Source organism: Halopseudomonas formosensis, assembly GCF_900115905.1.
In the GTDB taxonomy this organism is placed as follows: Bacteria; Pseudomonadota; Gammaproteobacteria; order Pseudomonadales; family Pseudomonadaceae; genus Halopseudomonas; species Halopseudomonas formosensis.
This window is the reverse complement of record NZ_FOYD01000001.1, coordinates 427,770-438,557: the sequence shown is the minus strand read 5'-3', so window position 1 is coordinate 438,557 and position 10,788 is coordinate 427,770. Positions and strand designations below refer to the sequence as shown.

General features: G+C 63.4%; 10 protein-coding genes. All 10 read right to left on the bottom strand.

Features of this window, described 5'->3' with window-relative positions; all coding sequences use genetic code 11:
* Positions 1–48: 48 nt before the first annotated feature.
* On the bottom strand, positions 49–1,059 hold the full coding sequence (locus tag BM046_RS02105) for an AraC family transcriptional regulator (protein ID WP_090536491.1): 1,011 nt from the start codon (positions 1,057–1,059) through the stop codon (positions 49–51).
* A 156-nt stretch (positions 1,060–1,215) separates the two neighbouring features.
* Positions 1,216–2,505, bottom strand: a complete 1,290-nt coding sequence (locus BM046_RS02100) for an adenylosuccinate synthase (protein ID WP_090536489.1) — start codon at positions 2,503–2,505, stop codon at positions 1,216–1,218.
* 48 nt (positions 2,506–2,553) lie between these two features.
* The gene (locus tag BM046_RS02095; protein ID WP_090536487.1) at positions 2,554–3,747 is read right to left on the bottom strand and encodes an ATP phosphoribosyltransferase regulatory subunit; all 1,194 of its coding nucleotides are present in this window, start codon (positions 3,745–3,747) and stop codon (positions 2,554–2,556) included.
* Positions 3,748–3,766: 19 nt separating this feature from the next.
* The gene (locus BM046_RS02090) at positions 3,767–3,952 is read right to left on the bottom strand and encodes a DUF2065 domain-containing protein (protein ID WP_090536485.1); all 186 of its coding nucleotides are present in this window, start codon (positions 3,950–3,952) and stop codon (positions 3,767–3,769) included.
* A 122-nt stretch (positions 3,953–4,074) separates the two neighbouring features.
* A complete protein-coding gene (hflC, locus tag BM046_RS02085) occupies positions 4,075–4,947 on the bottom strand; it encodes a protease modulator HflC (protein WP_090536483.1) in 873 nt (290 codons plus the stop codon).
* On the bottom strand, positions 4,947–6,155 hold the full coding sequence (gene hflK / locus BM046_RS02080) for an FtsH protease activity modulator HflK (RefSeq protein WP_090536481.1): 1,209 nt from the start codon (positions 6,153–6,155) through the stop codon (positions 4,947–4,949). Before hflK ends, hflC begins: the two co-directional genes overlap by 1 nt.
* A 116-nt stretch (positions 6,156–6,271) precedes the next feature.
* The gene (gene hflX, locus BM046_RS02075) at positions 6,272–7,573 is read right to left on the bottom strand and encodes a ribosome rescue GTPase HflX (RefSeq protein ID WP_090536479.1); all 1,302 of its coding nucleotides are present in this window, start codon (positions 7,571–7,573) and stop codon (positions 6,272–6,274) included.
* Positions 7,574–7,590: 17 nt separating this feature from the next.
* Positions 7,591–7,842 (bottom strand): RNA chaperone Hfq, encoded by a 252-nt coding sequence (hfq, locus tag BM046_RS02070; protein ID WP_090536477.1) that lies wholly within the window; start codon positions 7,840–7,842, stop codon positions 7,591–7,593.
* A 109-nt stretch (positions 7,843–7,951) separates the two neighbouring features.
* Positions 7,952–8,926, bottom strand: coding sequence for a tRNA (adenosine(37)-N6)-dimethylallyltransferase MiaA (miaA, locus tag BM046_RS02065; RefSeq protein ID WP_090536475.1), 975 nt, complete (start codon positions 8,924–8,926; stop codon positions 7,952–7,954).
* Complete coding sequence (mutL, locus tag BM046_RS02060) at positions 8,927–10,786, bottom strand: DNA mismatch repair endonuclease MutL (protein WP_090536873.1); 1,860 nt, start codon at positions 10,784–10,786, stop codon at positions 8,927–8,929.
* Positions 10,787–10,788: the final 2 nt, after the last annotated feature.

The following is a 10,788-nucleotide window of genomic DNA, read 5'->3' as shown; positions in this document are numbered from 1 at the left end:
ACACGGGCGTGGTGAGCGGGAGGTATCCCAACAGCGGGGCGGCCGGCGTCACTGCTCCCCCAGGATCAGCTGTCGATAATGCCCCGGATTGGTACCTGTCCATTTACGGAAGGCCTTGTAGAACGAGCTCACATCGGCAAAGCCGAGCCGCTCGGCGATGTCAGGGTAGCTGATCGTCGGTTCCGCCAGCCACCGAGTCGCCTGCTCTTCCCGCAGGCTGTCCTTGATCCCCTGATACTGAACACCTTCGGCCAGCAGCCGCCGGCGCAGGGTTGATGGTGACATGCACAGTGATTGCGCAAGGGCCTCGCTGGTGGGCCAATCGGCAGCAGGCAGGGCACGCAGAACATTACGTATCTGACTGACCAGACTGTTGGCATCCCGGTAGCGCACCAGAATATTGCCTGGTGCCTGTTCCAGAAATGCACGCACCTCCGACTCAGTGCGCCGGACCGGTACATCCAATGCTTCGGCTGCGAAGATGATGCGGGTGCAGGATTGGCCGAAGCGCAGATTGTCGGAGAACATTACCTGATAATCGTCAATATACTCCGGCTCCGGACAACGCAGCTCGACCGCCAGCAGGGGGATGCGCCGCCCGGCCAGCCAGCAGGCGAGTCCATGCACTATCATCCAGTAGGTGAAATAGGCAAACGGACGTTGCGCCTGCCCCGGCGTCTCGTCGAGCACAATCTCGGCAAGACTGCGGCTGCGTATCAGGCGTCCGCGGAAATTCTCCAGCATCAAGCCAAGAAAATTGACTATATGGATAAGCGCCTGCCCCACGGTCGGCTGGCTGATGCCTGTTCGGCACAGAAAGGAGAAACTGCCAACCCGCAACGGTCGCGGGTCCATGCCGAAGAACTCGTCATCATGTGCTGCGGCCAGTCGTAGCCAGACTGCACTGTAGTGGTCCACCGATATCCGCTCGTCAGGCTGATGCAGCGGCAGTTGCGCAAACCCCAACTCTGCCAACAGCGCCTCGGCGCTCTGGCCGGAACGGGTAAACCCGAGCAGGGCTTCCTGCAACAGGCGAACGGAGATGGTGTCTTTGCGCATGGTTCTGACAACCCAGCGTCCCGGGTCGCGGGAGCATCGAATCTATCGGATCAGAAGAGAGGGAGTGTAGCGCTGAGCATCATTGCCTGCTATCCCGCGCAGTGCGGGAAAGAGCAGGCAGTGATGGTCGCCGGGCGGCAGTCGCCCGGCAGCGGGTCAGAAGATCTGCCGCAGGATGATGGTCTCGTTGCGGTCGGGACCGGTGGAGATGATGTCGATGGGGGCGCCCACCAGCTCCTCGATCCGCTTGATGTAGGCCTGCGCAGCAGCCGGCAGCCCTTCGACGGTCTGGATGCCCAGGGTGGATTCGCTCCAGCCGGGCATTTCTTCGTAGACCGGCTCCAGTCCGGTGTAGCTGTCGGCATCGCTGGGGGCTTCGATCAGGTTGCCCTCGTCGTCGCGGTAGCCCACGCAGATGCGGATCGAATCCAGACCGTCGAGCACATCCAGCTTGGTCAGGCACAGACCGCTGATACTGTTGATCTCGATCGCCCGACGCAGGATCACCGCATCGAACCAGCCGCAGCGACGCGCACGTCCGGTGGTGGAGCCGAACTCGTGACCGCGGGTAGCCAGGCGCTCGCCGATATCGTCGAACAGCTCGGTGGGGAAAGGACCGGAGCCGACACGGGTGGTGTAGGCCTTGGTGATACCCAGCACGTAATCCAGGTACAGCGGGCCGACACCGGAACCGGTGGAGGTACCGCCGGCGGTAGTGTTGGAGCTGGTGACGTAGGGATAGGTACCGTGGTCGATGTCCAGCAGCGTGCCCTGGGCACCCTCGAACATGATATTGGCACCCTGGCGGCGCAGCTCGTGCAGACGGGCAGTCACGTCGATTACCAGGGGCTTCAGCCAGTCGGCAAAGGCCAGCGCCTCTTCCAGGGTCTTCTGGAAGTCGATCGGCTCGACCTTGTAATAGTTCTTCAGCACGAAGTTGTGGTAATCCAGTACCTCGCCGAGCTTGGCGGCAAAGCGCTCGCGATGGAACAGGTCACCGACGCGCAGGCCGCGGCGGGATACCTTGTCCTCATAGGCCGGACCGATACCACGACCGGTGGTGCCGATCTTGGCTTCGCCGCGGGCGTTCTCGCGGGCCTGATCCAGCGCCACGTGGTAGGGCAGGATCAGCGGACAGGCGGGGCTGATGCGCAGGCGGTCGCGTACCGGCACGCCACGGGCTTCCAGCCCACCCACTTCCTTGATCAGCGCTTCCGGGGACAGCACCACACCGTTGCCGATGTAGCACATGACATTCTCGCGCAGGATGCCCGAGGGGATCAGGTGCAGTACTGTCTTCTCGCCATCGATCACCAGGGTGTGGCCGGCGTTGTGACCGCCCTGATAGCGCACGACGGCGGATACCTGATCGGTCAGCAGATCGACGATCTTGCCCTTGCCCTCATCACCCCACTGGGTGCCCAGGATGACAACATTCTTACCCATGTTCAGCTCTTGCCTCACTCAATATGAATCGGCCCGGGGGCCAGAAAATCAAACTTGCAGTTCGTCAACCTGCCAGCCGTCGTTTGCAAAACGCAGTATGCGATCACATCCCAGTTGCGCTGCATCGGCATCCACCTGCCCCGGCAGCGCCGCGATCACCCGCTCGCCCGCCTGCCGCAGCTCTGCCACCTTCTCCTGCAACCCCGGCTGCTCGCCATGGGGTGCCCAGATGCCGCGATCGCGGCGGCCATCTGCCTGAATCTCACCGCATGCCACCAGCAGGCGCAGGTCGGTGGAAAAACCCGTCGCCGGGCGCGCCCGGCCGAAGTCCCGGCCGATCTCATCGTACCGGCCGCCCTGGGCGATGCTCTGGCCGGTTCCCGGTATGAAGGCCGCGAAGGTCACCCCGGTGTGGTAGTGATAGCCACGCAGCTCGGCCAGGTCGAAATACAGCGGCACCTGCGGATAGCGCCGCCCCAGTACCCGGGCAATCTCCGACAGCTCATCCAGGGCGACCATGATGCTCTCCGGTGCACCCTTGAGCAGGACATGGGCGCGCTCCAGCACCTGCGCATCCCCGGACAGGTCCACCAGACCACTGAGCATGGCCGCCAGCTCCGGCTGGGTGATGTGGGAGGTTAGCTCACGCACTTCATCCCCGGCCTTGCGCTGCAGTGCATCGAACAGCGCCCGCTCGGTAGCCTCGTCCAGCTCGGCGGCCTGCACCAGACCACGGTAGATGCCGACATGGCCCAGATCCAGATGCACATTCTCTACCCGGCTCGCTGCGAGGGTTTCCAGCATCAGCGAGATGACTTCGATGTCGCTGGCGCTGGAGGCGTCGCCGTAGAGTTCCGCACCCAGCTGAATCAGGCTGCGCGAGGTGGACAGCGGTCGCGGCAGCGTGTGCAGGACACTGCCGCAATAGCATAGACGACTGGGGCCTTCGGCACCGAGGGTATGGGCGTCGATACGCGCCACCTGGGGCGTGATGTCTGCGCGCAGGCCCAGCATGCGGCCGGACAGACGGTCAGTCATCTTGAAGGTCTGCAGGTCGAGATCATGACCGGAGCCGGTCAGGAGGGATTCCAGATATTCGATATGCGGGGTAATGACCAGGTCATAGCCCCAGCGGGAAAACAGATCAAGCAGTTGCCGGCGGGCGGCTTCGGTACGCGCCGCCTCCTCGGGCAGCACTTCCTCGATCCCGTCAGGCAAGAGCCAGCGATCAACAGTAGGCATCATCAGAACCTTAATTTCGTTAGCGGATCAGGTACAGACAGGCCGTACCCGTCAGCATGCACAACAGGCCGGCCACACGCAGCTGACGCTCTCCCATGAGGCTCACAGCTGCCAGCATGCGCTTCCAGGTCGCGGGGGCAAGAAACGGCATCAGACCTTCGATCACCAGCACCAGACACAGCGCCGTCGCCAGACTCTGCCACATCGGCTCATACCTCTATCCCGGAACCACCGGTCACAAAAAAGCCGGGAGGGCCCGGCTGCGCGATTGTAGCATGTTTTGAGGTGGCCACACCTGCCCGGCGGACAAGTGTGGCCAGTTTCCGATCAGGGCCGCTGCGCCCCCTGGAAGAACCGGAAGAACTCGCTGTCCGGATCCAGCACCAGCACGTCGGACTTGCTGGAGAAGCTTTCCCGATAAGCCTGCAGGCTGCGGTAGAAGGAGTAGAACTCCGGATCCTTGTTGTAGGCCGCCGCGTAGATGGATGCCGCCTCGGCATCACCCTGACCGCGGATCTCCTCGGCTTCGCGGAAGGCCTCGGCCAGGATCACCCGCTGCTGACGGTCGGCGTCGGCGCGGATACCTTCAGCCAGCTCGCGGCCCTTGGCGCGGTGTTCACGTGCCTCACGCTCACGCTCCGAGCTCATGCGCTCGAACACGCTGCGGTTGACTTCCCGCGGCAGATCGATGGCCTTGACCCGCACGTCCAGCACCTCGATGCCCATCTCGCGACTGGCAACCCGGTTGAGGTCGGCGGTGATGTCCGCCATCAGCTGGTCACGCTCGCCCGCCACGACCTCGTGCAGGGTGCGGCGAGCCACCTCGTTGCGCAGACCTGACTCCAGCTGCCGGGACAGACGCTCCTCAGCGATGGAGCGCATGCCGGAGGTAGCGGTGTAGTAGCGCTGGACATTGATGATGCGCCACTTGGCGAAGGAATCCACCATCAGCGCCTTCTTCTCCAGGGTCAGGTAACGCTGGGTAGCCGTGTCCAGGGTCAGCAGGCGGGCATCGAACAGCTTGGCCTCCTGCACAAAGGGCAGCTTGAAATGCAGACCGGAGGGCACATCATCACGCACCACCTTACCGAACTGCAGCACCAGCCCACGCTGAGTCTCGGAGACGATGTAGAAGCTGTTCCAGCCGACAACGATCACCACCAGCGCGACGATCAATCCGAAAATCGATTTGTTACTCATCAGCGAGCCTCCCTTGAACGCAGATCACGCTGCTGCAGTTGAACCGGTATGCGGTTGCTGGCGTCCGCCCCGGTGGCGGTGCCGGCCGATTGGCTGCTGGAGGATGACGATCCGGTGCTGCCGCCCTGTTGCATCAGCTTGTCGATCGGCAGGTACAGCAGATTGCTGTTGCCCTCGCCCGACACCATGATCTTGCTGGTATTGCTCAGCACATCCTGCAGGGTCTCGATATACAGGCGCTCGCGCATGACCTCCGGCGCCTGACGGTATTCGCTGATCAGCAGGTTGAAGCGCTCGGCCTCACCCTGGGCCCGCGCCACTACCGCCTGACGATAGCCGTTGGCCTCTTCGAGCAGGCGCTGGGCCTGACCGCGGGCTTCCGGAATGACACTGTTGGCATAGGATTCGGCCAGGTTGCGCTCACGCACCTCGTCCTCCCGGGCACGGATCACGTCATCAAAGGCATCCTGCACCTCCGCCGGTGCCTGAGCGCTCTCGATGTTCACCTGAACCACGGTAATACCGGTCTCGTAGGCATCCAGATAGCGCTGCAGACGTTCGGTGGTTTCCACCCCCATCTGTTCACGCCCTTCGGTCAGTACCTGGTGCATGGGGGTTGAACCCACCACGTGGCGCAGGGCACTTTCGGTGGCATGGCGCAGACTGGTTTCCGGATCCTCTACCTTGAGCACGAAATTCTCCAGGTTGGAAATACGGTACTGCACCGCCAGCGGCACCTCGACGATGTTCTCGTCCTCGGTCAGCATCTGACCCTGTTGGCGATAGGAACGGATTGCGGTGACGTTGCGCTGGAATTTCTTCTCGATCGGCGGGAAGTAGATATGCAGACCCGATTCAACCGTACGGTTGTACTCACCGAACCGCAGAATGACCGCCTGCTCCTGCTCGTCGACCATGTAGATGGCGTTGAACAACCAGAATACGAACAGCAGCACCCCACCGATGACCCAGGCTCCCCGGGGGATACCCTGGCCACCACCGACGCGCCGGCCGTTGCCACCGGCACCGCCGCCACGCTTCTTGTTGCCGAAAATGCCGTTCAGGCTGTCCTGCAGCTTGCGCAGGGCCTCGTCCAGGTCCGGCGGCCCCTGTTTGCCGCCGCGGTTGTCACCGCCGCCACGGTTACCGCCGCCCCAGGGATCCTGGTTGTTCGAATTGTTACCGCCACCAGGCTCATTCCACGCCATAGCGTTCTCCGTTGTCAAAAACCGTGAAACCGCTCAGGTCGGCCCGCCGGCCGACACAATCATTCGCGCATCCTACAGCAAATGCCGGCCGCTTCGCGAACCGCGGCCAGCATCCATTATTGCAAAGTATGTTGCTCGAGGAAGGCGTCGGGCTGCCAGCCCTCGCGTTTGACCAGGCGGTTGAAGTCCGCCCGGGGCAGGCGCAGGTCCAGCTGTTGCCGGCCATCCTCGGTCACACGTTCAGCTGTGACCGCGCCGGCGGCATAGAATTGCGCGCGCAGTCGGGCTTCAGCGTGCTCGAGCAGTATGCTCTGCTGTACTATGTCCTCGCCCAGCCGCTCGGCAATCGCCTGCGCCAGCAGGTCCAGCCCCTTCCCGTCCCGTGCGGAGAGCCAGACACGTACCGCCACTCCCTGCTCGTCGCGCTGTATCTGCGGCTCGAAGTCCTCAAGCAGGTCGATCTTGTTGTAGACCTCGAGAATCGGCAGCTCAAGGGCGCCGATCTCGCCCAGCACCAGATGCACCTGCTCGATATTGGAAGTCCGCTCGGGATCGGCGGAGTCGATCACATGCAACAGCAGATCGGCCTGACTGGATTCCTCCAGCGTGGCACGGAAAGCCTCTACCAGCTTGTGCGGCAGATGGCGGATGAAACCTACGGTATCGGCCAGCACGACAGGGCCTATATCGGCCAGCTCGATGCGGCGCAGGGTCGGATCCAGGGTCGCGAACAGCTGATCGGCGGCGTATACCGCCGCCTCGGTCAGCCGGTTGAACAGGGTGGATTTGCCGGCGTTGGTATAGCCGACCAGGGAGACCACGGGGATTTCCGCCCGTCGCCGTGCACGTCGGGCCTGATCACGCTGGCTGCGGACCTTCTCCAGACGCTTGGTGATCTGCTTGATGCGCACCCGCAGCAGACGGCGGTCGGTTTCCAGCTGGGTTTCCCCCGGACCACGCAGGCCGATACCACCCTTTTGCCGCTCAAGGTGGGTCCAGCCGCGGACCAGACGGGTACTCAGATGATCGAGCTGGGCCAGCTCGACCTGCAGCTTGCCCTCGTGGGTACGGGCGCGCTGGGCGAAGATATCCAGAATCAGACCGGTACGGTCGATTACCCGGCACTCCAGTTCGCGCTCCAGGTTGCGCTCCTGGCTGGGGGTAAGAACATGATTGAAGATGACCAGGTCACCCTCCCCCGCCTTGACCAGCGCACGCAGCTCGTCCACCTTGCCGCTGCCGATCAGGAAACGCGGGCTGGGCTGATAGCGGGTGATGGTCATGAAATCGACCACCTCGGCGCCCGCTGACCTTACCAGTTCGAGAAACTCCTGAGGGTCCTCACGACTGTGCTCGTCCTGACTTTCGAGATGAACGAGTACCGCCCGCTCACCCCCTTCATGGCGCTCGAAGAACAATCAGGCCACCTTCAGGCTCAAGGATTACCTGCCTCGGCTTCATCACCACCCTGAGCCGGCAGACGCACCGGACGGCCCGGAACCACGGTGGAAATGGCATGCTTGTAGACCATCTGGCTGACGGTGTTCTTCAGCAGGATGACGAACTGGTCGAAGGATTCGATCTGCCCCTGCAGCTTGATGCCGTTGACCAGATAGATGGATACCGGAACACGTTCCTTGCGCAGGACGTTCAGGTAAGGGTCTTGTAGGGAATGCCCTTTTGACATTACTCACTCCTTATGGAAACTAGTAGAGAAACTGTTTTCGAAACAAAAAATCATCTGGCCGGTCCGCCAGAGACGGACAGCCCGAAACCTGCCGACAGAACGGGATAAGCTATATGGCGATTGTCCTGAGATGTTTCAAGAGCTTGTCTGATCTTTTCGGATCCAGGCTGTCGAACCATTCGATTTCCTCATGCCAACCGCGCAGCCAGGTGAACTGGCGCTTCGCCAACTGCCGGGTGGCAATTACCCCGCGCTCGACCATCTCCTCCAGCGAGAGTCTCCCCTCGAGATAGTCCCAGGCCTGCCGGTACCCCACAGCCCTGATCGACGGCATCGACACATCCAGATCCCCCCGCGCATGCAGGGCTTCCACCTCGGCAAGGAACCCCTGCTCCATCATCTGCTGGAAGCGCAGGGCAATGCGTTCGTGGAGAATATGCCGCTCACGCGGAGCCACAGCCACATAGCGCGTAGTATAGGACATATTCGGCCTGCCAGTCGCGCTGCTTTCGGCATTTTCCAGCGCCTGGCGACGATGCCATTCGCTGAGCGGCACGCCGGTCAGCAGAAACACCTCATAGGCCCGCTGGATGCGCTGCGGGTCATTGGGGTGGATGCGCTGCGCCGCCTGCGGATCGACCTTCGCCAGCTCCCCGTGCACGGCCTCCCAGCCTGCGGCGGCCGCCATAGCCTCGATGCGCTGACGCACCTGCGGGTCGGCCGAGGGCATCTGTGCCAGCCCCCCAGCCAGGGCCTTGAAGTACAGCATGGTACCGCCGACCAGCAGCGGGATGCGCCCGCGCTCGAGGATGTCCGTGATCAGCGCCTGGGCATCGACACGGAAACGCGCCGCCGAATAGGCCTCGGCCGGATCGAGGATGTCCACCAGGTGGTGGGGGTAGCGAGCCAGGGTGGCCGCGTCGGGCTTGGCTGTGCCTATGTCCATGCCCCGATAGACCAGCGCCGAATCGACGCTGATCAGTTCACAGGGCAGATGCTCGGCCAGATGCAGGGCCAGGTCGGTCTTGCCCGCGGCGGTCGGCCCCATCAGGCAGATCACCGTGGGCGAAGCAGGGGAAGTCATCTAGCGCCCCCGCAGGAACAGCTTGTCCAGCTCGGCCATGCTCATGCGCGTCCAGGTCGGGCGCCCGTGATTGCACTGGCCGCTGCGCTCGGTCTGTTCCATGTCCCTCAGCAGCGCATTCATTTCCGCCAGCGTCAGCCGCCGATTGGCGCGGACCGAGCCGTGGCAGGCCATGGTCGCCAGCAGCTCGTTGCGGTGCGCCTCGATCCGGTCGCTGGTACCGTACTCCATCAGGTCGGCGATCACGTCCAGCACCAGCTGGGCGGCATCGGCCTGGCGCAGGAGCGCCGGAATCTCGCGGATCGCCAGTGTTTCGGGCCCCATGCGCTGCAGGGCGAAGCCCAGCCGGGCAAACCACTGGGCGTGTTCTTCGGCGCAGTCGGCCTGGCGCTGACTCACCGCCAGGGTTTCAGGCACCAGCAGCGGCTGGCTGCGCAGGCCTTCCAGATCCATGGCCTGCTTCAGGCGCTCGTAGGTGATGCGCTCATGGGCGGCATGCATGTCGACCACCACCAGACCCTCGGCATTCTCCGCCAGGATGTAAATGCCATGCAGCTGGGCAATGGCGTAGCCCAGTGGCGGCACCTCGCCAGCTTCGACTTCGGCCATCGGCATGGACGGGGCCGCCGGCTCACCATACAGATCGGCATAGGAACGGGTGGCGGCGGCCAGCTGCCCGGGTTCCGGACGGGTGACCGGCGGAACCGACCAGCCGGCGGCAGGCTCGTGCAACGGCATGCGGGTCTGCCCGGAGAACACGCCGGCATCTATGCCGCTGACGGTATTCACCGGACCGGTTGACTGCAGCGCCTCCGCCCCGGCGAGCGAACCGGCATCACCGGGCGCCTGACCGTCGGGACGCTGGTCCGCCAGCGCCCGGTACAGGGTACTGAACAGGAAATCATGCACCATGCGGCCGTCACGGAAGCGCACCTCATGCTTGGTCGGGTGCACGTTGACATCCACCACCGCCGGGTCCAGCTCGAGAAAGAGTACGAAGGTCGGGTGCCGGCCGTTGAACAGCACGTCCCGGTAGGCCTGGCGCACCGCATGGGCGACCAGCTTGTCACGGATCATCCGGCCATTGACGCAGAAATACTGCAGATCCGCCTGACTGCGGGAAAAGGTCGGCAGCCCCACCCAGCCCCAGAGCCTCAGACCGCCGCGCTCCTGGTCGATGGTCACCGATTGCTCGACGAAGGCGGGACCGCAGATGCTGGCCACCCGGCGCCGGGCTTCCTGCTCGGTATGTGCCGGTCGCAGGCTGAGTACGGTACGGCCGTTGTGACGCAGATTGAAGGCCACATCGAAGCGCGACAATGCCAGGCGCTTGACCACCTCCTCGAGGTGGCCGAACTCGGTTTTCTCGGTACGCAGAAACTTGCGCCGTGCCGGCGTGTTGAAGAACAGGTCGCGCACTTCGACCGTGGTGCCCTGCGGGTGGGCAGCCGGCTGAACCCGGGGGTTCATGTCGCGCCCCTCGGTCTCGACCTGCCAGGCCTGATCTGCGTCTTCGGCACAGGAGGTCAGCAGCAGGCGCGATACCGAGCTGATCGAGGCCAGCGCCTCGCCGCGAAAGCCCAGGGTGGCCACCCGCTCCAGATCATCCAGATCGGTAATCTTGCTGGTGGCATGGCGCGACAGGGCCAGCGGCAGATCCTCATGGGCGATGCCGCGACCATCATCGCGCACCCGCAACAGCTTCACGCCGCCCTGCTCGACATCGATATCAACGCGAGTAGCGCCGGCATCCAGGCTGTTTTCCAGCAGCTCCTTGATGACCGAGGCCGGCCGTTCCACCACTTCACCGGCGGCGATCTGGTTGGCCAGCCGCGGCGTCAACAAATGTATTCGGGACATCT